Annotated in this window: 20 protein-coding genes; 5 read left to right on the top strand and 15 right to left on the bottom strand. The window is 73.0% G+C overall.

The features are described from left to right. Nucleotides 1-43: 43 nt before the first annotated feature. Nucleotides 44-1,141, bottom strand: coding sequence for a barstar family protein (locus ACWEPF_RS03405; protein WP_452171216.1), 1,098 nt, complete (start codon nt 1,139-1,141; stop codon nt 44-46). 67 nt (nt 1,142-1,208) lie between these two features. Between ACWEPF_RS03405 and ACWEPF_RS03400 the strand changes: the two genes are divergently transcribed. After that, a complete protein-coding gene (locus ACWEPF_RS03400) occupies nt 1,209-1,835 on the top strand; it encodes a carbonic anhydrase (protein ID WP_380150256.1) in 627 nt (208 codons plus the stop codon). Nucleotides 1,836-1,954: 119 nt separating this feature from the next. Here the strand turns inward: ACWEPF_RS03400 and ACWEPF_RS03395 are convergent, their stop codons facing one another. Beyond that, nucleotides 1,955-2,512 carry a GNAT family N-acetyltransferase gene (locus ACWEPF_RS03395; protein WP_452171215.1) on the bottom strand — a complete coding sequence of 186 codons (558 nt, stop codon included), beginning with the start codon at nt 2,510-2,512 and terminating at the stop codon, nt 1,955-1,957. 146 nt (nt 2,513-2,658) lie between these two features. Between ACWEPF_RS03395 and ACWEPF_RS03390 the strand changes: the two genes are divergently transcribed. After that, complete coding sequence (locus ACWEPF_RS03390) at nt 2,659-3,843, top strand: cytochrome P450 family protein (protein WP_452171214.1); 1,185 nt, start codon at nt 2,659-2,661, stop codon at nt 3,841-3,843. Here the strand turns inward: ACWEPF_RS03390 and ACWEPF_RS03385 are convergent. The 4 genes from ACWEPF_RS03385 to ACWEPF_RS03370 form a co-directional block, all read right to left on the bottom strand. Then, complete coding sequence (locus tag ACWEPF_RS03385; protein ID WP_452171213.1) at nt 3,840-5,060, bottom strand: aminotransferase class V-fold PLP-dependent enzyme; 1,221 nt, start codon at nt 5,058-5,060, stop codon at nt 3,840-3,842. The two genes, ACWEPF_RS03390 and ACWEPF_RS03385, sit on opposite strands and share 4 nt — an antisense overlap. Nucleotides 5,061-5,121: 61 nt before the next feature. Beyond that, on the bottom strand, nt 5,122-7,461 hold the full coding sequence (locus tag ACWEPF_RS03380; RefSeq protein WP_452171212.1) for a discoidin domain-containing protein: 2,340 nt from the start codon (nt 7,459-7,461) through the stop codon (nt 5,122-5,124). A gap of 114 nt (nt 7,462-7,575) precedes the next feature. Continuing rightward, nucleotides 7,576-10,698 carry a TIM-barrel domain-containing protein gene (locus ACWEPF_RS03375; protein WP_452171211.1) on the bottom strand — a complete coding sequence of 1,041 codons (3,123 nt, stop codon included), beginning with the start codon at nt 10,696-10,698 and terminating at the stop codon, nt 7,576-7,578. A gap of 190 nt (nt 10,699-10,888) precedes the next feature. Next, nucleotides 10,889-13,435 carry a phosphocholine-specific phospholipase C gene (locus ACWEPF_RS03370; RefSeq protein WP_452171210.1) on the bottom strand — a complete coding sequence of 849 codons (2,547 nt, stop codon included), beginning with the start codon at nt 13,433-13,435 and terminating at the stop codon, nt 10,889-10,891. Nucleotides 13,436-13,682: 247 nt separating this feature from the next. Here ACWEPF_RS03370 and ACWEPF_RS03365 point away from each other — a divergent pair, with 247 nt between their 5' ends. Continuing rightward, a complete protein-coding gene (locus tag ACWEPF_RS03365; RefSeq protein WP_449798289.1) occupies nt 13,683-14,561 on the top strand; it encodes a class II fructose-bisphosphate aldolase in 879 nt (292 codons plus the stop codon). Continuing rightward, nucleotides 14,558-15,817: an extracellular solute-binding protein gene (locus ACWEPF_RS03360; RefSeq protein ID WP_452171209.1), complete on the top strand. Its 1,260-nt coding sequence runs from the start codon at nt 14,558-14,560 to the stop codon at nt 15,815-15,817. The genes ACWEPF_RS03365 and ACWEPF_RS03360 overlap by 4 nt, the downstream gene beginning before the upstream one ends. Before the next feature lie 73 nt (nt 15,818-15,890). On the opposite strand, the gene ACWEPF_RS03355 is transcribed toward ACWEPF_RS03360, so the two are convergent. From ACWEPF_RS03355 to ACWEPF_RS03335, 5 genes are all read right to left on the bottom strand, one after another. After that, nucleotides 15,891-16,553, bottom strand: a complete 663-nt coding sequence (locus ACWEPF_RS03355; RefSeq protein ID WP_452171208.1) for a deoxynucleoside kinase — start codon at nt 16,551-16,553, stop codon at nt 15,891-15,893. A gap of 93 nt (nt 16,554-16,646) precedes the next feature. Then, nucleotides 16,647-17,756, bottom strand: a complete 1,110-nt coding sequence (locus tag ACWEPF_RS03350) for an aryl-sulfate sulfotransferase (RefSeq protein WP_452171207.1) — start codon at nt 17,754-17,756, stop codon at nt 16,647-16,649. Between the two features lie 57 nt (nt 17,757-17,813). After that, nucleotides 17,814-18,803 carry an ABC transporter substrate-binding protein gene (locus ACWEPF_RS03345; protein WP_452171206.1) on the bottom strand — a complete coding sequence of 330 codons (990 nt, stop codon included), beginning with the start codon at nt 18,801-18,803 and terminating at the stop codon, nt 17,814-17,816. 28 nt (nt 18,804-18,831) lie between these two features. Continuing rightward, nucleotides 18,832-19,560, bottom strand: coding sequence for an ABC transporter ATP-binding protein (locus ACWEPF_RS03340; protein WP_452171205.1), 729 nt, complete (start codon nt 19,558-19,560; stop codon nt 18,832-18,834). Then, entirely contained in the window at nt 19,557-20,327 is a 771-nt protein-coding gene (locus ACWEPF_RS03335; RefSeq protein ID WP_452171204.1) for an ABC transporter permease, read from the bottom strand. The genes ACWEPF_RS03340 and ACWEPF_RS03335 overlap by 4 nt, the downstream gene beginning before the upstream one ends. Before the next feature lie 153 nt (nt 20,328-20,480). Between ACWEPF_RS03335 and ACWEPF_RS03330 the strand changes: the two genes are divergently transcribed. Next, nucleotides 20,481-21,050 (top strand): helix-turn-helix domain-containing protein, encoded by a 570-nt coding sequence (locus ACWEPF_RS03330; protein ID WP_452171203.1) that lies wholly within the window; start codon nt 20,481-20,483, stop codon nt 21,048-21,050. Nucleotides 21,051-21,071: 21 nt separating this feature from the next. Here ACWEPF_RS03330 and ACWEPF_RS03325 read toward each other — a convergent pair whose 3' ends face one another. The 4 genes from ACWEPF_RS03325 to ACWEPF_RS03310 all read right to left on the bottom strand — a co-directional run bounded on the left by ACWEPF_RS03325 (nt 21,072) and on the right by ACWEPF_RS03310 (nt 26,250). Beyond that, the gene (locus ACWEPF_RS03325) at nt 21,072-21,416 is read right to left on the bottom strand and encodes a hypothetical protein (RefSeq protein WP_452171202.1); all 345 of its coding nucleotides are present in this window, start codon (nt 21,414-21,416) and stop codon (nt 21,072-21,074) included. Between the two features lie 51 nt (nt 21,417-21,467). Next, on the bottom strand, nt 21,468-22,241 hold the full coding sequence (locus ACWEPF_RS03320; RefSeq protein WP_452171201.1) for an SDR family NAD(P)-dependent oxidoreductase: 774 nt from the start codon (nt 22,239-22,241) through the stop codon (nt 21,468-21,470). A gap of 139 nt (nt 22,242-22,380) precedes the next feature. After that, entirely contained in the window at nt 22,381-24,975 is a 2,595-nt protein-coding gene (locus ACWEPF_RS03315) for a tetratricopeptide repeat protein (protein WP_452171200.1), read from the bottom strand. 339 nt (nt 24,976-25,314) lie between these two features. Further along, nucleotides 25,315-26,250, bottom strand: a complete 936-nt coding sequence (locus tag ACWEPF_RS03310) for a MerR family transcriptional regulator (protein ID WP_452171199.1) — start codon at nt 26,248-26,250, stop codon at nt 25,315-25,317. Nucleotides 26,251-26,257: the final 7 nt, after the last annotated feature.

The following is a 26,257-nucleotide window of genomic DNA, read 5'->3' as shown; positions in this document are numbered from 1 at the left end:
CCGCCGACGCCCCGAGCTCACCCTCGTCCGACGGGGTGTCCGTTCAGGCGAGGGTGACGGCCACCCGGTGCTTGGCCATGATCTCGAGGATCACGGCGAAGAGGTCGTACCGCGTTCCGTCCGAGTCCAGCTCCGCCGCCAGGTGCTCGCGGGCGGTCGCGGAGGAGTGCCAGGTCAGGGTGGCGGGAGAGGTGTGCCCGAAGGAGCCGCAGAGGCAGTCGTCGACGGCGGCCGTGTTGGCGCCGAAGTAGCCGCCCGGGCCGTTCACCGCCTCGCCGAGGGCGAGGTACAGCGAGGTCGCGTCGGTGACGTGGCGGCCGTCGAGCTCGTAGGCCCGGCCGGGTGGGCGGGGGTGGTGGTGGATCCGGCAGCCGCGCTCGCGGACGAGGTCGAGCCAGGCCTGCCGCTCCCTGGGGCCGAGGCCGACCCAGGTGCCGGGGGTGGCCGGCGGGCCGGTGAACCAGCGCTCCAGGAGCGGCCGGGCGTGCTCGGGCAGCGGCTCGAAGTCGCCGCCGTCCAGCTCCAGGTCGATGAGCCCCGGCCCGGCGGCGGACGGATGCCACGCGGTGACGGTGGCCCACATCAGACGGTCCGTCAGCAGTTCGCCGCGGTCGTCGCGGATCTCCAGGTACGTCTCGTCCAGGTGGAGCGCCCGCCGGGTCCCCTTCGCCAGGGCGGCCCGCAGCCCTGCACCCGGGGCCAGCCCCCGCAGCACCACGGGGGATCGCGGTTCCTCGGCGGGGACGATCCGGGTGAAGCCCGCGCAGGAGCCGAGCCACCGGTGCCCGTCGGTGAGCCGGACGGGGCCCTCGTGGTCCTCGGGCGGGGTCAGGTACCCGTCCGTGGCGGAGACCGCCAGGGCCCCGGCGCGCCCGCCGAGGCTCAGCACGTCCTCCAGCAGCCACGGGTCGTGGTGCTCGGGGTCCGGGGCGCCGGGGCCCTGTGGCACCAGCCAGACCCGGTCGCCGAGCCAGCCCGCCGCCGTGCCCTGCTCCGGGACCCAGCCGAAGAGCTCGTACGTCTCGCGCCGGTCCTCCCCGGACAGTCCGGTCACCTCCTCGCAGGTGCCCCAGACCTCGCTCCGGTCCCACCCCACCAACGCGTACCGCGCCACCCCACGCCCCTCTCCACGCCCGTTCACGCCGTCATCCTGCCCGACTGGCGGACCCGTTCGATCACGCGTCCGATCCGCGCCGTAGGCTGCGGTCATGTCGACCACGCTCCCCACCACCCCCGCCGACGCCTTCGCGATGCTGATGTCCGGGAACCAACGGTTCGTCACCGGCGAGCCCGAGCACCCCAACCAGGACGCCGCCCGCCGCACCGAGACCGCCCCCGAGCAGAACCCCTTCGCGGTGATGTTCGGCTGCGCCGACTCCCGCCTCGCCGCCGAGATCATCTTCGACCGCGGCCTCGGGGACCTCTTCGTGGTCCGCACGGCCGGCCAGGTGGTCGGCCCCGAGGTGCTGGGCAGCATCGAGTACGGCGTGGCCGTGCTCGGCGCCCCGCTGGTGGTCGTGCTCGGCCACGACTCCTGCGGCGCGGTGGCCGCCACCCGGGCCGCCGTCGAGGCGGGCACCCGGGCCCCGGGCTTCGTCCGCGACGTGATCGAGCGCGTCACGCCCAGCGTGCTCACCGCCCGCGCGGCCGGCCACACCGAGGACGGCGAGTTCATAGCCGAGCACATCCGCCAGACCGTCGACCTGCTGGTCGACCGCTCCCGCATCCTCGCCGACGCCATCGCCGCCGGCCGCCTCGCCGTGGTCGGCCTCTCCTACCGCCTGGTCGACGGCAGCGCCCACCTGATCGCCGCCCACGGCATCGACGCCGCCTGACGCGGCCTCACCGCCACCTCGCTCCTCGGGCCGTTCCCGACGCTTCCGCCACCGGGAGCCGGCCCGAGGAGCGACGGCCCGACCGCGACCGAGGGGCGACCTCCGGCCGGGAGCGGCCGCTACGAGGCGGCGCGGTGCGCCGCCCACTCGTGGTCGAGCAGCCCGAAGAGGACGCTGTCGTACCAGCGCTCGCCCACCCGCACGCTCTCGCGCCGCCGCCCCTCCTCGACGAAGCCGGCCTTGCGGAAGGCCCGGACGGCACGTTCGTTGCCGCTCCAGGTGTCCAGCTCGACCCGCCGCAGCCGGCACGACCCGAACAGGTGCCCCAGCAGCAGGTTCAGCGCCTGGGAGCCGTACCCGCCGCCCCAGCGGTCACGCTCGCCGATGAGGATCCCCACGGTGGCCCGCCCCGCGAACGGGTCGAGGTCGCGGTAGCCGATGCTGCCGATCACACGCTCAGCGGCCAACTCCACCACCGTGAACGTGGCCTCCGTGCGCGGGTCCTGACGGAGCCTGCCGTCGTGGAAGCGCTCCATGGACTCCCGCGTGATCGGCCCGAAATGCGGGTCGCCACCGGTGGCCCAGTGCACCACCTCCGGGTCGTTGCGCCACCGAACGTGGGCGTCCACGTCCTCGGCGCGCGGCGCCCGCAGTCGTACCAACGTGCCTTCGATCATCCGGTGATCATAAGGATCCGGAGAGCTGTCGCCACCGGGTTTTCCGGGCAGTCTGCCGCGCCGGGGCGTCGACGGATCGAACGCGGCGGGAACCCGGGGGGATACGATCGGTGCTGCCCGGGACGCCGAGGGGGACGGACGGACGCATGGTGCTGAACGACCCGGCCTTCTACCGCGACCGGTACCCGTACTACGCCGCGCTGCGCGCGAAGGCGCCGGTCCTCCCGATCCCGTTCGCGGGGGCGCCGGACGGGGCGGTCGTGGTGACGGGGCATCAGGAGGCGCGGCAGGCGCTCGCCGGTACGGCCCTGTCCAAGGACACCGGGGCGTACTTCGCGGACAAGGACTCCGACCGCGCCCTGCACCCCGCCATCGCGCGCAACATGCTCACCACCGACCCGCCCGAGCACACCCGCCTGCGCCGCCTGGTCACCCGGGCGTTCACCACCGCCACCGTCAACCGGCTCCGCCCCGCGATCGAGGCGCTGGCCCGGCAGCTGACCGCCGACTGGGAGCCGGGGCAGGAGGTCGACCTGGTGGAGGGCCTGGCCGCCCCGCTGCCGGTCACCGTCATCTGCGAGCTGCTCGGCGTCCCGCAGCGGGACCGGCGGGCGATCGGCGTCTGGTCGGCGGAGCTGTTCGTCACCGGGGACCACACCCGGATCGACGCCGCCTCGCACGCGCTGTCCGCGTACATGGCCGAGCTGATCGCCGCCAAGCGCACCGCCCCCGACGGCGCGCTGATCTCCGAACTGATCGCCGCCCGCGACGGCGAGGACGCCCCGCTGGACGAGCACGAGCTGCTCTCCCTCGCCGTCCTGCTGCTGGTGGCCGGCCACGAGACCACCACCGCCGCGATCGGCAACGGCGTGCTCGCGCTGCTGCGCCACCCGGAGGCCTGGGCCGAGCTGCTCGCGGACCCGGGCCGCGTCCCCGCCGCCGTCGACGAACTGCTGCGCTACGACGCCCCGGTCTCCATCGCCACCTGGCGCTGGGCCCCGGCCGCCACCACCCTCGGCGCGGACGCGACCCCCGTCCCGGCCGGCACCCCGGTCTTCGTCTGCCCGGGCGCCGCCAACCGCGACCCGGCCCGCTTCGCCGACCCCGACCGGCTGGACCTCGCCCGGCCGGACGCCGCCGCGCATCTGAGCTTCGGCCACGGCGCCCACCGCTGCCTGGGCGCACCGCTGGCCCACGCCGAGGTGGAGATCACCCTGCGGGTCCTGCTGGAGCGCTTCCCCACCCTGCGGCTCGCCGTGCCCACCGAGGACCTGACCTGGCGTCACTCCCGGCTGTTCCGCGGACTGACGGCGCTGCCGGTCCGGCTCTAGCGGGCGTTCCGCGCCCGCCGGGCCCAGTCCGCGAGGACGGGGACGCAGCGTTCGGCGAAGTCCTCGTAGTCGGCGGCGGTGTTGTAGGCGTGGGTGGAGAGCCGGAAGTAGCCGGTGCCGCCGAAGCTGGTGAAGGCGGCCTCGACGCCGAGTTCGGTGGCGACCCGGTCGCGGAGGGCGTCGGCCTGCAGGCGGGTGCCGGCCAGGCCGTCGGGGAGGCGGACCAGGCGTAGGGCGTTCACCGGCATGCCGACCGCGGCGGTGGCGCTCTCGCCGGTCAGATCGGCGAAGGCCCGGCCGATGACGTGTTCGGCGTGGTCGGCCAGGTCGGAGAGGTAGGTGCGGACGGTGGCCCAGCCCCAGGTCCGTTCGACGAAGTCCAGGGCGGCCGGGGCGGCCAGGTAGCTGGTGGCGTCCAGCGTCCCCTGGGTGTCGAAGCGTTCGGGGAAGGGCTCCTGCGCGCCCCAGGAGTCGATCAACGGGTAGAGCTCGTCCCGGAGTTCACTGCGGACCACCAGAGCCGAGGCCCCGCGCGGGGCGCACCCGAACTTGTGCAGGTTGCCCACCCAGGCGTCGAACTCCAGCCCGGCCAGCGGGTCCTCGATCAGACCCGGCACGTGCGCCCCGTCGATGAGCAGCGGGATGCCCGCCGCCCGGGCGGCCGCGCCGATCAGGTCCACCGGCAGGCGCCGGGCGGTGGCGGAGGTGATGTGGTCGAGGACGAGCAGCGCGGTGCGGTCGGTGACCGAGGCCAGGACCGCGGCGGCGGCCTCCTCGGCTCCGGCGTGCAGCGGTACGTGCGCCGTGCGCACGCGCCCGCCCCAACGGCGGGCCAGGCGCTCGGCACCCATGGTCACCGCCCCGTAGCCGTGGTCGGTGACCAGTACCTCGCCGCCCGCCCGGTGCGGGAGACTGCCGAAGACGACGCTGGCACCAGCACTCGCGTTCGGCACCAGGGCCAGGTCCCGCGCCGGGACCCGCAGGAAGCCGGCCACCTCCGCCCGGGCCGCCGCGACCCGCCCCGCCAGCCCGGGGAACCACACCACCGGGGCCCGCTCCATCTCCTCCCGCAGCCGCTGCTGCTCCTGCTGCGCGGCGAGCGGGACGGCGCCGAAGGAGCCGTGGTTGAGGTGACGGAGCGTCGGGTCCAGGGTCCAGGCGTGGGCGGCGGGGCGGCCGTCGGGCAGCAGCAGGGGCTTCGGTGCTTCGGTGGTCATGTCGTACTCGGGTCCTCTGCTGTCGTCGCCGGCGGCCCTCCCGCCGCCCCGGGCCATCCTGTCAGGCCGACACCTCCAGGGAGTAGAGGGAGTAGCCGTAGGTGGTGCCGCGGGTGATGCCCTGGAGACGCAGGTAGCGGGCGGTGGTGGGGGTGAAGGTGAGGGTGTCGGTGCCGGCGGTGGTGCGGCCGCGGCGTTGGGCGAGGGTGGTCCAGGTGGTGCCGTCGGTGGAGGTCTGGAGGTCGTAGTCCTTGCCGTAGGCGGCCTCCCAGGCGAGCCGGACGGTGCCGTAGGCGGTGGGGGTGCCGAGGTCGACCTGGAGCCACTGGCTGTCGCTGTACTGGCTGGCCCAGCGGGTGGTGGCGTTGCCGTCGACGGCGTAGGAGGCCGGGAAGGCGGCCGTCTCGGTGGAGGAGGCGGTCACCGGCCGTTGGAAGGCCAGGTCGGCGGCGAAGACCTCCAGGGAGTAGAGGGAGTAGCCGTAGGTGGTGCCGCGGGTGATGCCCTGCATCCGCACGAAACGGGCGGTGGTGGGTGTGAAGGTGAGCGTGTCGGTGCCGGCGGTGGTGCGGCCGCGGCGTTGGGCGACGGTGGTCCAGGTGGTGCCGTCGGTGGAGGTCTGGAGGTCGTAGTCCCTGCCGTACGCGGCCTCCCAGGCGAGCCGGACGGAGCCGATCCGCTGGGGCGAGCCGAGGTCGACCTGGATCCACTGGTCGTTGCTGTACTGGCTGGCCCAGCGGGTGGTGGCGTTGCCGTCGACGGCGTAGGAGGCCGGGAAGGCAGCGGTCTCGGTGGAGGACGCGGTGACGGGCCGTTGGAAGGCCAGGTCGCCCGGGGTGCCGGTGGGCCTGGTGACGGTGTCGGGGAGGTAGGCGGTGCCGGGGCCCTGGCCGACGGTGGCGACCTTGGTGAGGAAGGCGGTGTAGTCGCTGCCCCCGGCAGTGGGGGACCACATCTTCTGGGCGAGGGCGGCGAAGCTCTTCTCGATCAGGGTGTGGGTCTGGAGTTCGGTGTAGCTCAGCCGGACCTTGTCGTTCCAGACGGCGGGCATGGCGCCGAGCAGGTTCGGGTCCTGGGCCGGCAGGTCCTGGCCGCCGCCGAAGACGCTGGGGGCCCAACTGCTGAAGATGGACTGCCCGTCGAGGCCCTGCGGGTGGTAGTAGTCGGCGAACGGCACGACGTAGAGCAGGCCGTCGTTGGAGTTGATGACCTTGTAGCCGTCGGCGATGGCCGCCTTGGGGCCGTACCAGCCGTTGTTCCAGCTGTTGATGGCCATGCCCTTGTCGTAGCCGGCTCCGCTGCCGCCCATCACGGTGAAGCTGCCCCAGGCGTTGACCTGCTTGCCGAGCGAACGGACGTACGGGGCGATGGCGTTGACGTAGGTCTTGTACTGGGCCGTCAGCTCGCGCGGGTACTCGTCGATGCCGATGTGGACGGCGGGGCCGCGGAACCACGGGGCGAACTCGGCGTAGACGCTCTTCATGAAGTCGGTGGTGGCGGGCTTGGACAGGTCGAGGTGGTCGGAGTTGCCGCCGTTGAGGCCGAGGCCCGGCCGGAACTTGATGAAGGCGCGGGCGTGGGCCGGGGCGTCGATCTCGGGGACCAGGGTGACGGCGTTGGCGGCGGCGGTGGACTCGAAGCCGTCCCAGTCCTGGCGGGTGTAGCCCTGGGCGTCGGCGAGGCCGGCGAAGGCGGGGTTGGTGCTCTTGAGGCGGAAGGCCGAGATCGCCTGGGACCAGTCGCCGTTCGGCGGGCTGATCTCGTTGTCGTTGAGGTGGAGCTGGAGGGTGTTGAGCTTCAGCCAGCCCATCCAGTGCAGGTAGGAGTTGATGAACTCCGGGGTGTAGTACCGGCGTCCGACGTCCAGCATGAAGCCGCGCACCGCGTAGTCGGGGTAGTCGACGGCGGTGCCGACCGGCACGCTGGCCCGGTCGGCCGACCCGAGGACGGCCTGGAGCAGCGTCCGGGTGCCGTAGTAGAGGCCCTTGTCGCCGCCGCCGACGATGCTCACGGAGGCACCGGCGCTCAACCGGTAGGCCTCCGGGCGCAGTTCGGCCTTGGCCGCGCCGAAGTCGGCCGCCGGGTCGACGGACAGGGAGATGTCACCGGCGGCCGGAGTGCCGGTCGCCACGGCGGGCCGGAGGCCGGTCAACTCGGCTGACTCCGCCGAGAGTTGTTCGGCGAGCGACTGGACGGCGGGGGTGGCCCCGGCGGGGATCACGATCCGGGTGGCGGCGGTGAGGGTGGTCCGGCCGGTGCCGCCGGTCCACTGCTGGAGGGCGGGGACCACGCCGGGCGCGGGGTTGACGGGTTCGGCCGCCGCCGACACGGCGACGGGGGAGAGGGCGGTGGTCAGCAGGGCGGCGGCGAGGGCACGGCCCAGGATGGTGCTCGGCTTCATTCCGTACTCCCTGGGGGAAGAGGGGGAAGGAGCGTGCGGGCCGGCCGGACGGCCGCACCCGGGGAAGGGGTGCGGCCGCCCGGCCGGTGTCGGTGCGGAGGGCTCAGCGCGGCGTCACGGGGTGGGGGTCCACCGCTGGGCCGCGCTCCCGTCGCAGGTGGCGAGTTGGAGCTTGGTGCCGTTGGCGGTGGCTGCCCCGGCGGTGGTCAGGCAGCGGGTGCCGTTGGTGACGGTGTTCCCGCTGCCGGGCTTCCACTGCTGGGCGGCCGCGCCGGAAGCGCAGGTCTGGACGGCGACGGTGGTCGAACCGCCGTCCAGGCAGACGCCGTTGAGACCGGTGAGGGTGCCGTTCGGCTGGAAGGTCCAGCGCTGGTTGGGGCCGCCGTGGCAGCTGTAGAGGGTCGGCTGGGTGCCGGGGGTGGTGGCACTGCCCGGCAGGTCCACACAGGTGGAGGACGCGCCGTTGACCAGTTCGACGTTGCTGGGCAGCGGCGTGGCCTTGCCCGTGGCGGTGATCTCCGCCGCGCTGGTCCACGGGCCGCGGCCGCCGGCCTCGGTCAGCGCCCGCAGCCGCAGGTACCGGCCGGTGACCGGGGCGAAGGTGACGGCCTTCGCGGCGGCGGTGTCGGCGAAGGTGCCGGTGGCGACCGCCGTGCCCCAAGCGGTCGGGGAGTCCGAGACGTAGAGCTCGTAGTTCCCGATCCGGCCGTTGACGCCGCCGTCCTGCCGGGGCAGGTAGGTGACGCTGTCGACGTCGTACCGCGCGCCGAGGTCGATCTTGATCTCGTGCGGCAGCGGGTCGGCGGTGCCGGACCACTTGGTGTGCCAGATGGTGCCGGTGTTGCCGTCGAAGGCGTTGGTGGCCGCGCCGTTCTCGCCCGAGGTCTCCTGACTGTCGGTGCCGACCAGGGTCCACCCCGCCTGGGAGATCGGGGCGGAGGTGGACGGGATGGCCGAACCGGGCGTCACGGCAAGGCCGTTGGCGGTCACGGTGAAGGCGCCGGACTTGCTGCCGGTCTTCACCCAGAGCACGCCGGAGCGGTCGGTGGCGTCGAAGTACCAGCCGCTGGCGGCGGCGTCGTAGGCGCTCTTCGAGGCCTGGGCGGTCAGCGCGGTGCCGTCGACCGAGACGCTGCTCGGCGCGGCGGCCGCGTGCAGCGAGAACTGGTAGCCGCGGGAGGCCGGCTTGCCGGTGTAACTACCGGTGCTGGCACCCACGGTGACGGTGACGTTGCCGGTGCCCGAGGCGGGCGCGGTGACGGTGACCGCCTGGGTGGCCGAGGCGCCGCTCTGGTAGGCCCGGGTGATGCCGTCGTCCTCGTAGAGGGTGAAGGCGGAGTTGCCGCGCGGGTAGACGTCGTAGGTCAGGGTGTCGACCGGCTTCTCCCCGGTGTAGTTCATCTTCGGCCACATCGGCACGATGCCACCGCCCTTGACGAACAGCGGCAGGGTGTCCAGCGGCGCGGAGTACCCGTTCAGCCAGCCCGGGCCGTTGTAGGCCTTGCCGGTCCAGTAGTCGGTCCAGGTGCCGGCCGGGAGGTAGATCCCGTCCCGGGTGGCGGTGTCGGTGACCACGGGGGCGACCAGGAAGGAGTCACCGGCCATGAACTGACCGCTGGTCAGGTTGCCCCGGGCGACCGGGTCGTTCGGGTACTCCAGCACCATGGCGCGGGTGGAGGGCACGCCGGTCTGCGAGGCGGTCTGGCTCGCGGTGTAGAGGTACGGCATCAGCTGCATCTTCAGCTGCAGGTACTTGCGGTTGATCGACAGGTACGGCTCGGCGAAGCGCCACGGCTGCTTGTCCGAGTACCCGGCGGTCGGGTTGACCGGGCCCCAGCCGGACATGGTCATGAACGCCGGGGTGAAGGCCTTCCACTGCAGGTCGCGGACGTAGGTCTTCGGGCTGCCGCCGAAGATGCCGTCGATGTCGCCGGAGGCGTAGTTGAGGCCGGACAGGCCCGCGCCGGTGATGGCCGGGACGTGCCAGCGCATGGCGTCCCAGGTGCCCGAGGTGTCGCCGGTCCAGACGACCGCGTTGCGCTGGGTGCCGGCCCAGCCATCCACGGTCCAGACGTAGCGGCGGGCGTCGGAGTTGTTCTCGATGCCGTTGACGGCCTGCTTGACGCCGTCGAAGGCGTACTTGTAGCCGCCGCCGATCCAGGCCACGTCGGTCTTGACGCCCCGGCTGCCGGCCACGCCGACCTCGTTGTCGATGCCGGACAGGCCGGTGGAGGTCCACAGACCGGTCTGGAAGCCCTTGGCCTTCAGGCCGTCGACGGTGTTCTTCAGGTCCGTGTAGCCGCACCCGTAGCCGTCGTTGGGCAGGAACCAGCCCGAGGGCATGTCGGCGTTGCGGGCGTCGGTCGCGTAGCCCACCACGTCGGGGGTGGTCTGGTGGCGGGCCCGGTTGTGGTCGCCCTGGTAGTCCGGGTTGGAGGCGTTGAAGCAGTCGGCGTTGCCGAGTTCGAAGCCCCACATCGGCGCCAGGAACGGCTTGCCGGACAGGTCGGTGTAGTTGTTGAGCACGCCCTTCAGCGAGTCGCCGACCACGTACCAGGCGTCGAAGCGCTTCTCGTCGTGGGTGAACGAACCCGGCGCGGTGAAGGCGTAGTTGCCGGGCGCCCAGGTGTTGCGCATGACGCCGTAGCCGTTGGTCGACATGTAGAACGGCGCCGGGCTGGCGTTGTCGTTCTCACGCCACTTGTTGTTGACCGAGATCGGCACGGTCTTGCCGCGCAGCGCCCACTCGCCGAGGCGCAGACCGGTGCCGTAGAACTGCTCGTCGGCGCCCTGGGCGAGGTACTGGGTGGTCTGGGTGCCGGTCCAGCTGGTGGGCTGGGACTCCTGCCAGACCAGGGTGGTGTTGTCCGCCCGGTAGAGGGCGAACTGCATCGGGGACTTGTTGACCCGGATGGTCATGGAGGCGGTGGAGATCCGGAAGTAGCTCCCGGCGTCGGTCCAACTGCTGGTCACCGGGCCGAAGTCGGTCTTCACGGCCAGGTCGGTGCCGGCCGGGTCCTCGGTGAAGGCACCGTTGGGGGAGAGCCAGATCCGGAAGATGTCGGCGCGGGCGATCACCACCCGGGCCTTGGCGCCGGTCGACGAACTGACGGTGTAGGTGTTCCCGGACTGGGTGACTCCGGTGGCGTTTCCGGCGGTCACGGCCGCCGCCGAGGAGACCGGCCCGGCCACCGAGAGCACGGCTCCCAGCATCGCGGCGGCCAACCCGGCGGCCAACGGCCGCTTCCTGCCCCATCGTTCCAACCAGCGTGCTGTGCTCAGGCGCATGCGACGTCCTTCACGGGGGGATGGGCGCAGCCCGGATCGCGGGCTGCGCACGGCATGACATCATTCGCCAAAAGTGCAGTCAAGAGTGCGAACATGCTTAGAGGCGCACAGTTTCAATCACTATTGCGCAGAACCGCCACTACCAGCCGAGCGGGGCGAGGCCGGCGGCGCTGGTCCACGGGCCGCGGTTGCCGGCCTCGGTCAGGGCCCGCAGGCGCAGGTAGCGGGCGGTGGTGGGCCAGCAGCGGATGGTCTTGGCGGCGGCGGTGTCGGCCAGGGTCCCGCTCGCCACGGGGGCGCCCCAGGTGGTGCCGTCGGTGCTCAACTGCAGTTCGTACGAGCCGATCCGGCCGTTGGCGCCGCCGTCCTGCCGGGGCAGGTAGAGCAGGCCGGTGACGGTGCGGCTGGTGCCGAGGTCGAGCTGGATCTCGTGCGGCAGCGGATCGGTGGTGCCGGACCAGCGGGTGTGCCAGAGGGTGGCGGGGTTGCCGTCCACGGCGTTGACCGCGGCGCCGTTCTCGCCGGTGAGCTCCTGGCTGTCGAAGTACTCGACGCTGCACGGGAGTTGGGCGGAGCCCATGGTGGGGTCGCTGATGCTCTCGGCGCCGTTCTCCAGGTGGCCGGCGAAGCGCCGGAGGAATCCGTCGGTGGTGGACGCGGTCACCGTCAGGTCGTACCAGCCGGCCAGGGTGCCGCCGGCCGAGAAGTAGTCCTCGGTGCTCGCGCCCGCCGCGAGCGGGTACGTCCATGGTCCGCCGCCGCGGTTGCCGGTGCGGACGGTGAGGGTGCAGGCGGCGGAGCCGGAGTTGGTCATCCGCAGCCAGACCAGGCCGGCGGCCGGGTCGTGCCGCAGGGTGACCTCGGGGTTGGCGTTGCCGGAGGTGGTGGCGGTCACCCGGTTGCCCGCGAAGCGGCGGACGTAGCCGTTGGGGCCGGTGACGGTGAGGTCGTAGGCGCCGGTCGGGGTGCCCGCCTGCCAGGTGTCGCTGAGCGACTTGCCCGCCTCGACCGTGTAGCGCCACGGGCCGTCGGTCCGGAAGGCGCCTGCGTGCACGTAGAAGTGGGCGCCGGCCGTGCCGTTGTTGGTGAAGGTGATCCCGAGCGAGGCGGCGGTGGCGCTCGCCGAGACGGTGAGGTCGTACGGCAGCGGCCGGGCGGTCCGCACGCCCGGCTCCTGACCCGGCATCACCTGGGTGCCGGGCGGGGCGGGGTTGGTGGAGCGCGGGCCGCCGGTGGGCACCGGGGTGGGCAGGTTCGGGTAGCTCGCGGTGGCCTGGGTGGTGTCCAGGGCCGAGGTCAGGTCCCCGCAGACGGCCCGGCGCCAGGGCGAGATGTTCGGCTCGGCGATGCCGGTCCACCTCTCCAGGAACCGCAGGACCGAGGTGTGGTCGAAGACCTCGGAGCAGACCTTGCCGCCCCGGCTCCACGGGGAGACCACCAGCAGCGGGACGCGGACGCCCAGGCCGATCACCTCGCTCCCGTAGAGCTCGTCGCCGAGCGCGGCGGTGGACAGCCCGTCGTTGGCCGAGACCGGCGGGGCGGGCGGCGGCACGTGGTCGAAGTAGCCGTCGTTCTCGTCGTAGTTGAGCAGGAACAGGGTCTTGTTCCACACCGCCGGCTCGGAGGCGATGGCGTCCAGGATCTGCTTCACCAGCTCGGCCCCGGTGTTCGGCCCCCAGTCCGGGTGCTCCGACTGGTTCTCCGGGGCGACGATCCAGGACACCGCCGGGAGCTTCCCGGCCGCGACGTCGGCCCGGAAGGCGGCGGCCAGCTGACCGGGCCTCAGCCGGGCCAGGCCCCGGTCGTACAGGCTGCGCTCGGCCGCGGTGAGGGTGGTCAGGCCCTGGTCGAGCTGGGCCAGCAGCTGGCTCTGCCGGGCCGGGGCGGCGGCCTGGAGCGCGTAGTGGAAGTACTCCACGTTGGGGAAGGGCTTGCCGGCGTCGTCGCGGGCGAAGGCGACCGCCTTGCGGCCGACGGTCAGGAAGCTGGTGAAGTAGTCGAGGCTGTTGTCGCCGTAGTTGTCCCACTCCTGGTAGGTCTTCCAGCTGCGGCCGGCAGCCTCCAGGCGCTCGGCGTAGCTGGTCCAGGTGTAGCCGGTGTGGCCGGGGTTCTGCCAGGCCGCGTTGCCGATCGCGCGTGTGGTGGTGCTGCCGGGCTCGTAGCCGAGCTTGCCGGACCACATGAAGAGCCGGTTGGGGTTGGTGGGCCCCAGCTCCGAGCAGTGGTAGGCGTCGCAGATCGTGAAGGCGTCGGCGAGCGCGTGGTAGAAGGGCAGCGCGGCCCGGTCGAAGTGGGCCATGGTCTGGGTGCCCTTCTTCGCCACCCACTGGTCGCTGCGGCCGTTGTTCCACGCGGCGTGGCCCGAGGTCCAGTCGTGGGCGGTGCCGGAGAGGAACTGGTCGCCGACCCGGAACGGCAGGACGGATCCGGCGCCGTTCGGCTGCTTGAAGACCGGGTTCCCGTTCGGCAGCGTGACGGCCGCCGGGTCGTTGAAGCCCCGGACCCCGCGCAGGGTGCCGTAGTAGTGGTCGAACGAACGGTTCTCCTGCATCAGGATCACGACGTGCTCGATGGCTCCGAGCCCGCCGGTGGGGGCCTCCAGGGCGAGCGCGTTGCGCACGCTCACCGGGAGCAGGGCGAAGCCGGACGCCAGCGCGCCCGCCCGGAGCAGATCACGACGCTTCATGGTGACTCCTCGTCACTGCGTGGTGTGGGGGTGATCAAAGCTGCGCGATACGTGGCAATCAAGCGCAGTTTTGCGCAAACCGTGGCAGTGCGGCCGTGTTCAGTCAAGAGGTAGGGCTCCGTGACGGGATCGCGATCTGCCAAGCCATGGGCATGTGTGCGCGAAACTGCTTAAATAAGCCCCACCGTAATCACGTTCATGCAAATGATCATGATGAGGCTGCCCGTACGCCCACGAAAGGCCCGCCATGCCGCTCGCCGCCTCCGGCGAACTCGTCGCCGAAGCCGCCGCCCACCGCAGCGCCGTCGCGGCGTTTAACGTCATCACCCTCGAACACCTCCAGGGCGTGATCGCCGCCGCCGAGACCGTCGGCGCACCCGTGATCCTCCAGGTCAGCGAGAACGCCGTGAAGTACCACGGCGGACAGCTCCACCCGCTGGCGGCGGCCGCCGTCAGCGCCGCCCGCCGCAGCTCCGTCCCGGTCGCCCTGCACCTGGACCACGTCAAGGACCGGGCCCTGCTGCTGCAGGCCGCCGACTGCGGCTTCGGCTCCGTCATGTACGACGCCGCGCACCTCTCCTACGAGCGCAACGTCGAGGCCACCCGGGAGGCCGCCGACTGGGCGCACGCCAACGGCCTCTGGCTGGAGGCCGAGCTCGGCGAGGTCGGCGGCAAGGACGGCCACGGCCCGCTCGACGCCCACGCCCCCGGTGCCCGCACCGACCCCGCCGAGGCCCGGCGCTACGTCGAGGAGACCGGCGTCGACGCCCTCGCCGTCGCCATCGGCAGCTCGCACGCCATGACCTCGCGCGACGCCCTGATCGACCATCAACTGCTGCACCGGATACGCCTGTCGCTGGACGTCCCGCTGGTCCTGCACGGCTCCTCCGGCGTCAGCGACGAGGAGATCCGGCGCGCCGTCCGGGGCGGCATCAGCAAGGTCAACATCGGCACCGCGCTCAACATCGCGATGACCGGCGCGGTGCGTGCCGCACTCGACGCCGCCCCGCAGGCCGTCGACCCGCGCGGCTACCTGGCGGCCGGCCGGCGCGCCGTCACCGAGGTGGTCACCGCGCTGCTGACCACCGTCACCACCGCCCCCGAGGGCGAGGCCGTCCCGCTGTGAACGGCAGACTCCTGACCCTGCTGGCCTGCGGCACCGTCGGCGCGCTCGCCCTGAGCGCCTGCGGCAGCGGCGGCGCCACCACCCCGGGCGGGACGGTCACCCTCGAACTGGTCGCCGCCGACTACGGCGACAAGGCGGCCAACAGCTCCGAGGTCTACTGGGGCGACCTCGCCCGGCGCTTCGAGGCCGACCACCCGAGGATCAAGGTCCACGTCCAGGTGGTCAGCTGGAACGACATCGACGAGCGGGTCAAGACCATGATCCGCGACGGGGAGCAGCCCGACGTCGTGCAGACCGGGGGCTACGCCGACAAGGTCGCGGACAAGCTGCTCTACCGGGCGGACGAAGTGCTCTCCGGCAGCACGCTCGGCAAGATCCTCCCCACCTTCGCCAAGGCCGGCGAGGTCGACGGCGTCCAGTACGGCATCCCGTTCGTCTCCTCGGCCCGCGCCTTCTTCTACAACAAGGCGCTCCTCGCCAAGGCCGGCGTCACCGAGGTCCCCAGGAGCTGGGAGGACGTCAGGAAGGCCGCCGAGCAGATCAAGGCGAAGGTCCCGGGCGTCGTCCCCTACGCCCTCCCGCTCGGCCCCGAGGAGGCCCAGGCCGAGAGCACCCTCTGGGAGCTCGGCAACGGCGGCGGCATCGCCGACGCCGGCGGCTACACGCTCGACAGCCAGGCCAACATCGAGACCTTCGGCTGGCTCAAGTCCAACCTGGTGGCACCCAGGCTGACCTACGCCAAGCCCGCCGCCACCGACCGCAAGACCGCCTTCGCGGACTTCGCGGCCGGCCGCACCGCGATGCTCAACGGCCACCCCTCGCTGATCCAGCAGGCCCGCGACGGCAAGGTCGACTACGGCGTCGCCCCGATCCCCGGGCGCTCCGGCGCGCTCAAGTCCACCCTGGGCGTGGCCGACTGGACGATGGCGTTCAGGAAGAACGGCCACCGGGAGCAGATCAAGCAGTTCCTCGACTTCGTGTACGCCACCGAGAACACCCTGGCGTTCGACGAGCTCTACAACCTGATGCCGGTCACCCAGGACACCCTCGACGCGATGACCGCCAGCGGCACCCACAAGGACCTGGAGCCCTTCTTCGCCCTGCTCCCGCAGGCCGCCTTCTACCCCCTGGGCGACACCGGCTGGGACGGCGTCTCGGCCGACATCAAGAAGAACGTCGGCGCCGCCCTGGACGACCCGGCGAAGGTGCTCGGCGCGCTCCAGGCCAGGACGAAGGCCGCCGCGCCCGCCAGGTGAAGCGACCGGGCCCGGCCCGGCTCGGGGGAGCGGGCCGGGCCCGGTGGTGACGGGACGCGGGAGGAGGCGGGGGTCAGACCGGCTGACGGACCGCCGCCAGGGCGTCCTTCACCTGCTGCGCCACGCGGGCGGCGTCCTCCGGGACGTGCACCACGTCGGTGTCGTTCATGTCGATCACCAGCACCTCGCTCGCCGAGTAGTGCTTGTTGACCCAGTCGTCGTACCCGGACCAGAGCGTCCGGTAGTACTCCACCAGGCCCTCGTCCTGCTCGAAGTCCCGCCCGCGCAGCCCGATCCGGTGCAGCACCGTCTCGAAGTCCGCCTTCAGGTAGACCATCAGGTCCGGCGCCTTGCGGTACGGCAGGCCGTCGATCTCGCGCATCATCTCGGCGAGCAGGCCCTCGTAGACCTGCATCTCCAGCGAGCTGATCCGGCCCAGGTCGTGGTTGACCTTGGCGAAGTACCAGTCCTCGTAGATGGAGCGGTCCAGGACGTTGTCGCCCTGCTTGTACGCCTCCTTGATCGCGGCGAAGCGCGTCTGCAGGAAGTACAGCTGCAGCAGGAAGGGGTACCGGTTGGCCTGGATCTCCTCGGGGCTCGCCGTGTAGAAGAGCGGCAGGATCGGGTTCTCGTCCACGCTCTCGTAGAAGACCTCGCTGCCGAGCTCCTTGGCGAGCAGCTCGGCGACGCTGGTCTTGCCGATGCCGATCATGCCTCCGACGCAGATCACTGGCATTCCTCACTTCTCCCTGGGGGGTCTGTCCGTGGGTGGACCGGGCGAGCGCCCCAACCAGGGCAAGCGAGAATCATACGTGTCCGTGCGGAGCGCTCAGAGCCAGGGGACCTGCTCCGCCGAGTACCGGTAGGCGCGGAACACCGCGTTCTGCGCACCCCGTGAGGACTCCAGTCCGACGCCCCGTCCGAAGGCCCCGAACTCGGGCACCACGAACTCCCAGACCACGTCGCCGTCCGGGGTCACCTCGAAGAGCCGGCCGAAGGAGCCCTCGGCCACGAAGGTGTTGCCGTTGGGCAGCCGCTGGGCGCTGGACATGTAGGGGCTGTAGAAGTTCTGCGGCGGGTTGTCCTCGTAGCTCCAGACCGTCCGGCCGTCGGCGGGGTCGACCTCCACCACCCGGGAGTACGGCACCGAGGTGGTGTCGCGGTAGGTGCCGTTGTCGAAGACCAGCACGTTGCCGTTGGCCAGCTCGTGCGGGTAGTGCTGCTGGGCCAGCACCTCCGGGCCGATCCGCCAGCGCACCGAGCCGTCCGCGCGGTCCACCGCGACGGCGGTGGAGGCGCTGCGGAAGCCCACCACCACGCCGCCGTCCCGGAGTTCGTTGACGGTGTTGGCCATCGGCCAGTGCTCGCGGGCGAAGTGCGGGTTGAGCGGGGTGAGTTCGGGGTCCAGGTGCTCGATCGCGGCCCACCGCCAGAGCACCTCGCCGTCCCAGGTCAGCTCGTACACCACGTCGCCGTAGATCACCCCGCCCGGTGCCTCCGAGCCGGGGATGCCGCCGCGGATGCGGGCGGCGTCGGCGGCGGAGAGCGGTTCGACGCCGAGCACCAGCAGGTTGCCGTTGCGCAGCACCGAGGCGTCGTGGTGGTGGAAGGGGTGGCGGACCTCGCGCAGCACGGTGCCGTCCGGGGCCACCTCCTGCAGGATGCCGCCGTGGTAGACGTCCCAGATCGGGAAGAGGCTGGGTCCCTCGGTGTCCTTGCCCTGGTAGAAGAGGTTCCCGTTGGGGAGCAACTGGCCGTGGCGGCCGGGCGGGTGGGCCAGCGTCCAGGTGTGGACGGCCTCGCCGTGGATGTCGAGGAGCTTCACCTCGCCGGGGCCGGCGATCGGGGTGTAGAGGGTGTAGCCGCCCCAGCTGCGCTCGGGGTCGTGGGCGCGCAGGCCGAGGCCGCGGCGGCGGAGGGTGTTCTGGTCGACGGTCATGGTCCTTCTCCTGAAGGGGAGTTCGACGGGGTTTCGGCAGGGGTTTCGGCAGGGGGTTCAGCGGACGGTGACGGCGGCCGGGTCGGCCGCGGCGAGCGGGGCGGTGTGCAGCCGGGCCAGCAGCGCGGCGCGGTCGGCGGAGCCGGGCAGGCCCTGGGCGGCCTTGGCCCAGGCGGCCTCGTCCTGGAGCTGCTGGAGCAGCTCGGCGGAGAGGGTCGGCCGGTACTCGTAGGCGGGCTGGAAGGCCTCCACGTACCCGCTCTGCAGGGTGCCGTTGGACTGGGCCAGCACGGCGCGGCGGGCGGCCGCCGGGTCGGCGGTGAGTTCGCCCTGGGCCTTCAGCAGGGTGCGCAGGACGGCGGTGGTGCGGGCGTCGTCGGTGGCGGCGGGGCCGGCCACCAGCAGGGTGCGGGCGGTGTAGCCGGTGAAGCGCAGCTCGGCGTAGCGCTCGCCGAGGGCGGTGCGGACGGCGTCGTAGGAGCTGGGGAAGGTCAGCCCGGCGTCCACGTCGCCCCGGGCCAGGGCGGCGGGCAGCTGGTTGGGCGCGAGGTTGACCACCTGGACGTCGGCGGCGGTCAGCCCGGCGGAGGCGAGCATCCGGGAGAGCGCGTACTCGACGTTGGTGCCCTGCGGCAGGCCGACCTTGCGGCCCTTGAGCCGGTCGAAGCCGGTGATGCCGTGATCGGCGCGGGTGAGCAGCCGCCAGTCGGCGAAGCGCGACAGGTCGGCGACCACGCGCAGGTCGCGCCCGGAGAGCGCGGCGGTGACGGCGGGCAGGTCGCCGACCACGCCGAGCTGGGCCTGGCCGCCGAGGACGGCGTTGAGCGCGTCGCGGCCGGTGGGGAAGGACTGGAGGGTGGCCCGGACGCCCTCGGCCGGCCAGAGCTCGCGGTCCTGTGCCAGGTAGACCGGGGCGCCGCCCAGGTAGTCGCTGCCGGCGATGGTGACGTTCGGGGTGGCGGCCGGCTGCTCCGTCCCCGCGCACGCGGTGGCGGTGAGCAGGACGGTGAGCAGGGCGGCGGCGAGCGCACGGGGTCTGTGGAGCACGGTGGACTTCCTTACGGGGGAGAGGGGTTCAGGCTTCGTGGCCGTGGCCGAGCTGCCGCGAGATCAGCTCGCGCAGCCCCGGAGCGGACGGGTCGGTGTGGTCGGCGACCACCCGGCCGGGCCGGCCGCCCAGCACCACGACCCGCTCGGCGAGGGCCAGCGCCTCGTCGATGTCGTGGGTGACGAACAGGACCGTCAGGCCGGTGCGGCGCCAGAGCCGGATGAGCAGCTCCTGCATCCGGGCCCGGGTCAGCGCGTCGAGTGCGCCGAACGGCTCGTCCAGCAGCAGGACTTGGGGTTCGGCGGCGATCGCCCGGGCCAGCGCGACGCGCTGCTGCATCCCGCCGGAGAGCTGCGCGGGGTACTTCTCCGCACCGTCGGCCAGCTCGACCTCGGCCAGGGCTTCGAGGGCGCGGCGCCTGCGTTCGGCGCGCGGCAGGCCGAGCCGCTTGAGGGCGAACTCGACGTTGCCCCGGGCGGTGAGCCAGGGGAAGAGCGCGTAGTGCTGGAAGACCACGCCGCGGTCCGCGCCGGGGGCGGTGACCGGCTCGCCGCCCACCAGTACCCGGCCGGCGGTGGGGCGGACGAAGCCCGCGACGGCGTTCAGCACGGTCGACTTGCCGCAGCCGCTCGGGCCGAGCAGGGCGGTGAACGAGCCGGCGGGGAGCGTGAGTTCGGTCGCGTCGAGGACGGTCGTGGGGCGGCGGCGGGATCCGTACCCGACGGTCAGCGCGTCGAGGTGGATGGACTGGCTCATGCCGCGCTCCAGTGCACGACGCGGCGGCCGAGGGCGGCCAGCAGCAGGTCGACGGTGACGCCGAGCAGGCCCAGCACCAGCAGCCCGGCGAACATCCGGTCGGTGCGCAGGAACTGCCCGTCGACCTGCAGCCGGTACGCCAACCCCGCCTGGGCGCCGCCCAGTTCGGCCGCGACCAGGGCGAGCAGGGCGACCGAGGCGCCGTAGCGCAGGGCGGCCAGCAGGGCCGGGGCGGCGGCCGGGAGCAGCACCTCGGCGAAGCGGCGGTGCAGCGGCGCGCCGAGCGAACGGGCCGCGCGCAGGTGGGCGGCGGGCACCCGGGAGACGCCGTCGTGGACGTAGAGCCAGACGGCCAGCAGGACGGCATAGGCGATCAGCAGGCGCTTGGCCGTCTCGCCGATGCCGAACCAGGCGGTGGCCAGCGGCACCAGCGCGATGGCGGGGATCGGACGGAGGAAGGAGACCAGCGGCGTCACGGCGGCGGAGAGCCGGGGCAGGTAGCCGGTGGCGAAGCCGAGCGCGCAGCCCGCTGCCGCGCCGAGGGCGAAGCCCTGCCCCGCCCGGTTGAGGCTGGCGGCGAGGTCGCTCCACAGGACGCCGGTGCGGGCGCTCTCCTGGAGCGCCCGCCAGGTGGCGGCGGGGGTCGGCAGCAGGCCGGGCGCCAGGGCGCCGGAGCCGGCCAGGGCGGTCCAGCCGGCCAGCACGGCGAGCGCGGCCAGCAGGGGTGGCGCGAGCCGGGCGAGCGGCGGTGAAGCGGTGGGGTGCACGCGGACGTCTCCTCGGGGATCCCCGGCGTCGTCCGCCGGGGCCGATATAAGTGAGATCAATAATTGACGTCACTTATCAACGCCGTGTTGCGGCCGTGCGAAACCTCTCCGGGCCGACGGGCCGTCAGGAACCGATGGGGTACGTTCACCAGCGTGTCCCGACCCGAACCCGCACCCGAGGCGCTCGCCGTCGGCCGGCTGGTCCGCAGCCGCCGCAAGGAGTGCGGCGTCTCCATGGCCGTGCTCGCCGCCCGCTCCGGACTCTCCCAGCCCTTCCTCAGCCAGCTCGAACGCGGCCTCACCACCCCGAGCCTCACCTCGATCTACCGCATCGCCGAGGCCCTGGACGTCCCCCCGGGCGCCTTCCTCCGCCCGCCGGAGCGCCCCGGCACCGTCAGCCACGAGACCGACCCCCAGGTCATCCGCGTCAGCGAGGCCGCCGGCCAGATCGCCCGCGTCCTCATCCCCGGCGGCAGCAGCACCCTGATGGAGGCCTACGAGCACCACTTCGAACCCGGCCTCGGCGAACGCGGCTGGTTCGAACACCCCGGCGAGGACTTCCTCTACGTCCTGGAGGGCGAGATCGTCCTCGAGGTCGAAGGCCAACCACCCCTCACCCTCAAAGCCGGCCAGAGCGCCCACCACCGCGGCGACGTCCCCCACCGCTGCCGCCTCCCCGGCACGACCCCGGCCCGCACCCTCCTGGTCATCGCCACTCCCTGAACCCCGGCCGTCCTGGCGGCGTCAGGTGGGCCGGCAGGGCGGAGCGGCGGCGTACGCGGCCATCAACGTGTCCACGCGCAGCACCAGTTCTCGGTCCGTCGAGCCCAGGACGCGGACGGAGACCTCGTCACCCCCGACGGCGTTGGCGAGGTGGACGTCTACCCGGTGACGCGTGCCGGCCAACGGGTAGGCGAACCAGCGATCGGTGAGGTCGTCGTCGGTGGACTCGAGGCCGACGGACACGGCCTGCCAGTCGGTGGCGTCGAAGTCGTGGCCCACGTACCGGGCCACCAGGCCCAGGAACGCCTGGAGATGGACGTGCCAGATCCAGCCCGCTGCCGTGGTGTGCCCCGTTTCCGCTGCCATCCGGTCAGGGTGCCATGCGTGCACACCGGCCCGCTTCGACATTCCGGGGCGTCAGGTCCGCAGGTACGAGGCGCCGTTGAGGTCGAGGATGGTGCCGGAGGACCATTCGGCGGCGGGGGAGGCGAGCCAGGCGACGGCGGCGGCGATCTCGTCCGGGGTGGCGACGCGGCCGAAGGGGCTCTGGGTGCGGATGGCGGCGCCCTCGGGTCCTTCGAGGCGGGAGGCGACGCGTTCGGTGGCGAAGAAGCCCGGGGCGACGGAGGCGACGGCGATGCCGTGCGGGGCGAGGGCGACGGCCAGGGACTGGCCGAGGGCGTGGACGGCGGCCTTGGTGGCGCCGTAGGCGGGGTGGTCGGGCTCGCCCCGGAAGGCGCCTCGGGAGCCGATGTTGACGATCCGTCCGCCGGTGCCCTGGTCGATCATGTGCCGGGCGGCCAGGTGGCTGAGGTGGGCGGTGGCCAGCAGGTTGACCGAGACGTGCTGCTGCCAGGCGGCGACCCACTGCTCGTACGCGGTGGTGGCGGGCGGATGCGGGGTGTTCACCGCCGCGTTGTTGACGAGCACGTCGATCCCGCCGAGCGCCTCCGCTGCGGCCCCCACCACCGCGGCGGCCCCCGCCCCGGCCGGATCGGTCAGGTCGCCGCCGACCAGGACGTGCCCGGTGCCGTCGAGCGAGTCCAGGGTGGCCCGGGCCTCCTCCTCCCGGGAGCCGTAGTGGACGGCGACCCGGTCGCCGTTGGCGGCGAAGGCGCGGGCGACGGCGCGGCCGAGGCCGCGGGAGGCCCCGCTGATCAGGACGCGGCGGCCGGTGGCGGGAAAGGTCATGACGGTGCTCCTCCGAGGACGGCGGGGCGGCCGCCCCGGAGCTCCGGCACGGCCGCCTTGATCACCAGCAGTCTGCTACACCGCCGTCACGGACCTGACGGCCCGTCGGACACCCGTGGCCGGCAGGGCCGCCGGAGGCTCAGGGCCCGGTGGCGGACAGCAGCTCCTCGTAGTGGCGTGCCGTGGCCTCGTCACCCAGCTCGGCGGCGGCCCCACGGGCCATCGCGAGGGCGGACGTACGAAGCTGCTCGGACGGCCGTTCCCGCAGGGAGAGGAAGGCTTCGGCATGATCGAGGGTCTCTCGGGGGCGGCCCGCCTTGTCGTACCCGACCGCCAGGTTGAAATGGAGCTCGGCCCGACCCCTGTGCCACCCGTGGTGGTCGAGGATCTCCAGCGCACGCCGGGCCGACCGCCCCGCCTCGTCGTCCTCCCCGACGGCGAAGAGCACGACCGCGTGGATGCCGAGGCCCTGCACCAACCACTGGTCGTCACCGAGCTCGGCGAGCACGGCGACGGCCTCCTCCGCGAGCGGACGTGCCTCCTCGTTGCGGCCGAGAGAGGTGAGGACGATCGCGGCGTTCGACTGGGCCAGTGCCTCGCCGGCGCGGTGCCCCAGACCGGCGCAGAGCTCGGCGTCCGCCAGATGCATGCCCAGCGCCTCTTCGTACCTGCCCTGGTGGCGGATCGTCACCGCCAGGTCGTTGAGGACCATGCTCTCCTTGTACCCGTTGCCGAGCTGCCGGAAGATGTCCAGGGCCCTTCGCTGGTAGGGCTCGGCGGCCGCCCGGTCACCGACCTCCACCAGGGTGGTGGCCAGCGTGTTGAGTGCCTCGGCGGTGCCCGGCGTGTCCTGCACCTCCTCGCAGAACCGGAGGTCACGGCGGAAGTACTCGACGGCCGTCTCGAAGTCGCCCTGCGCCCGGTGCACGGTGCCCAGGTTGAAGAGCACCCTGCTGGCCAGGCGGTGGTCTCCGAGCTCCTGCGACAGTCGTAGGGACCGCTCCAGCAGGGGACGCGCCTGCGCCGGAGTCCCGAGGGACATGTACAGGAGGGCCACCAGGTTGTCCGAGGTGGCGAGCAGCAGGGCATTGCCCTCGGCCTCGGCGAGGGCGCTGACCTCCTGGGCGATCTCCATGGCCTCCTGGAACTGCCTGCGGGCCCGGGCCAGTTCGGCTCGCTGCAGCAGGAGAACGGCCTTGAAGTCCTGGTTCTCGACCTGCTCGGCGACTTCGAGGCCGACCGTGATCGCCTCGTCCCACTCGCGCCAGCGGCCGGTCATCTCACACACGTCCGCCAAGGAGCTCGCGACGCTGACGACGCTGTCGGGTGCGGCCAGCCGCAGCAACTGCCGGAGGGCGGGGATCGCGCCGGAGAGGTCCGCCTCGGCCCAGCGGACGGCGTCCTCCGAGGAAGTGATCTCCGGTGCACCGCCCTCCTGGAGGGCCTGCGGCATCGGCATTCCGTTGAGGTGGCACAGCGTCCTCTCGGCCGCGTGGAAGTACCACTCGTACATCCGCCGGGCGGCGGCGGTGACCGACTCGGCACCCTCCTCGGCGAGTTGCTCCTTCGAGTAGAGCCGGAGCAGGTCGTGCAGCCGGTAGCGTTCGTCGCCCGGGGCGGGCTCGATCAGGTTGGCCTCGGCCAGTTTGCGGAGCGCCTTGGCGGCCTCGCGGAACCCGAAGCCGGTGAGGGCCGCGCAGACGCCCGGGCCGAAGTCCTCGCCCGGCACCTGGGACAGCTGTCGGAAGGTGCTCTTCGCCGCCTTGTTCAGCCTGCGGTAGGAGAGTCCGAAGGCCGCACGGACCGTCAGGTCACCCGCCTCCAGGGCCTCCAGGCGGTCGTGCTCGTCGCGCAGCTCGCGGACCAGGGCCGCCGTGCCCAGCCGGGGGTTGGTGACCAGCCGGTTGGCGGTGATGCGCAGCGCCAGCGGGAGGCCGCCGCAGTAGCCGACCACGGCCTCGGCGGCGAGCAGGTCACGGTCGATCCGCTCGGCACCGCAGACCTGCCGGAGGAAGCGCAGCGCCGTCCCCGGGGTGAAGGTGTCCAGGTCCAGCCGGTCCGCGCCCTCCAGCCCGGCCAGCCGGCTGCGGCTGGTGACCAGCACCAGAGCTCCGTCGCCCCCGGGCGGGAGCAGCGGGCGGACCTGCTGCTCCTCGGCGGCGTTGTCGAGCACCAGCAGCAGGCGGCGGCCGGCCAGCGCCAGCCGGTACGCGTCCAGCAACCGGTCCGGGTCGCTCGGGAGTTCGGCCTGCGGAGTGCCGAGGGCGAGCAGGAAGCGGGCCATCACGTCCTCGGGCGCGGACGGTCGGTCGGCCATGCCGCGCAGGTCGGCGTAGAGCCGGCCGTCGGGGAAGTCGCCGTCCGGGTGGTGCGCAAGGTGGAGCGCGAGGGCGGTCTTGCCGACCCCCGGCTTGCCGGTGATCACCACCACCCGGTCCGCCCCCACCGGACCGGGGCCGTCCCCGGCGGCGCCGCCGGAGTGGCCTCCTGAGCCGTCCCCCGAGCCGCTGCCGGAGCGGTCGCCGGCCCGGCCGAGGACGCGGCCGATCTCCTCCTCCCGCCCGGTGAAGTCGGACGGCTGCGGCGGCAGGGTGCGGGGGAGGGCCGGGGGCCGCTCCGGCCCCGGCGCGGCGAAGACGTTGAACACCGGGTTGGTGAGGATCGGCCCGTGGGCGTCCCCGCCCACCGCGACCGAGCTCGCCCCGTCGGCCCGGACGCTCGGCGCACGCTTCATGCGGCGACGCCGGTCTCGATCGGCCCGGTCGACCCGTCGCCCACCGAGACCACACCGACCACGACCGCCGCACCCGCAACGATCGAACGCCGCACACCCGGCGTCATCCCACACTCCCCCTGTCCGCCCGCTGGAACGGACCCACCCCAGTTCTACCAGCCGCCACCGACCTGACCCCGCTGAGATGCCGTCAGAAGCGGTGCCCCGGAGATGCGGTGACCACGCACGTTCCGCTGCCCTCGTTCGAGGTCAGGAGACCGGGGCACCTCTCAGTCGGTCGCGTCCGCCGGCCGGAGGCGCTCCTCTCGGAACGGTGCCCTCCACCGCGGGCCGGCCCGCTCAGCCGCCGGTTGCCGCCACGTCCGCGGCCAGGGCGTCCCGCATCCAGGCGTGCGCCGCGCCCACCGTCGGTGTCCGCCCGGCCGGGGCGAACGCGGTGGTCAGTGCCCAGTAGCGTTCCACCGCCGGATCGGTGGCGGCGGACAGCAGGCCGTGCAGGCGCCGCCGGAAGCCGGGCCCGTCCGGCTCCGAGCGGCTCTCCGCGTGGGCCGCGACGAAACGCTCCAACACCGTTCCCCGGCCGGGTGCCCGATCCGCCGTCAGTTCCGGCACGGCCAGGGAGTACGCCTCGAACAGGCCGTCGTACAGGACGTCCGGCCGCCGCACCCGGTCCGTCCACACCGTCCCCGAGCGCCCGCCCTCCCCGCACGGAGCGGTCGCGATCGCGTGCAGCTCCGCGAAGGCCAGCACCTGAGCCGGGGACGGATCGTCCGGCGGCTCGGGCACGGCGTGGTCCAGCACCGCCGCGACCAACGGCCGGGAGAGCCGCGCGGGCAGCGCCGCCCGCCAGAACCGGGCCAGTGCCGTCGTCCCCGGCGGGGTGGAGAGCGCGCCGACCAGCCGCAGCCGCTCCGCCCGCAGTTCGACCGGGGTGTCCCGGAGCAGCTGCAGCGCAGCCTCCCGCCAGCGCAGCGCCGTCAACTGCCCACCCAGCACCCGCAACTGCCCGTCGATGGCGTCCGTCAGACCCGCCGTCAGCCCGTCCCCGTGCTCCAGCACCCGGCCCACCTCAGGCACCGGCAGGTCCAGCGCCCGCAGCGAACGGATCAGCCGCAGCCGCTCCAGGGCCTCCGGCCCGTACCGCCGGTGCCCGCCCGAGCTGCGCCCGGCCTCCGGCAGCAGACCCCGGTCGGAGTAGAAGCGGACCGTCTTCACCGTGGTACCGGCCCGCTCGGCGAGCTCGCCGATGCTCCACACATCGCCTTCAGCGGACAAGGGTTGA

The organism is Kitasatospora sp. NPDC004289, assembly GCF_053602875.1.
Note: the sequence above shows the minus strand (reverse complement) of the source record. Positions and strands in the feature narration are given on the sequence as shown.

Coding starts and splice junctions, on each gene's coding strand:
- ACWEPF_RS03400 (WP_380150256.1), top strand. CDS start 1,209: ATGTCGACCACGCTCCCCACCACCCCCGCCGACGCCTTCGCGATGCTG.
- ACWEPF_RS03395 (WP_452171215.1), bottom strand. CDS start 2,512: ATGATCGAAGGCACGTTGGTACGACTGCGGGCGCCGCGCGCCGAGGAC.
- ACWEPF_RS03390 (WP_452171214.1), top strand. CDS start 2,659: ATGGTGCTGAACGACCCGGCCTTCTACCGCGACCGGTACCCGTACTAC.
- ACWEPF_RS03385 (WP_452171213.1), bottom strand. CDS start 5,060: ATGACCACCGAAGCACCGAAGCCCCTGCTGCTGCCCGACGGCCGCCCC.
- ACWEPF_RS03380 (WP_452171212.1), bottom strand. CDS start 7,461: ATGAAGCCGAGCACCATCCTGGGCCGTGCCCTCGCCGCCGCCCTGCTG.
- ACWEPF_RS03370 (WP_452171210.1), bottom strand. CDS start 13,435: ATGAAGCGTCGTGATCTGCTCCGGGCGGGCGCGCTGGCGTCCGGCTTC.
- ACWEPF_RS03365 (WP_449798289.1), top strand. CDS start 13,683: ATGCCGCTCGCCGCCTCCGGCGAACTCGTCGCCGAAGCCGCCGCCCAC.
- ACWEPF_RS03355 (WP_452171208.1), bottom strand. CDS start 16,553: ATGCCAGTGATCTGCGTCGGAGGCATGATCGGCATCGGCAAGACCAGC.
- ACWEPF_RS03350 (WP_452171207.1), bottom strand. CDS start 17,756: ATGACCGTCGACCAGAACACCCTCCGCCGCCGCGGCCTCGGCCTGCGC.
- ACWEPF_RS03340 (WP_452171205.1), bottom strand. CDS start 19,560: ATGAGCCAGTCCATCCACCTCGACGCGCTGACCGTCGGGTACGGATCC.
- ACWEPF_RS03325 (WP_452171202.1), bottom strand. CDS start 21,416: ATGGCAGCGGAAACGGGGCACACCACGGCAGCGGGCTGGATCTGGCAC.
- ACWEPF_RS03320 (WP_452171201.1), bottom strand. CDS start 22,241: ATGACCTTTCCCGCCACCGGCCGCCGCGTCCTGATCAGCGGGGCCTCC.
- ACWEPF_RS03315 (WP_452171200.1), bottom strand. CDS start 24,975: ATGAAGCGTGCGCCGAGCGTCCGGGCCGACGGGGCGAGCTCGGTCGCG.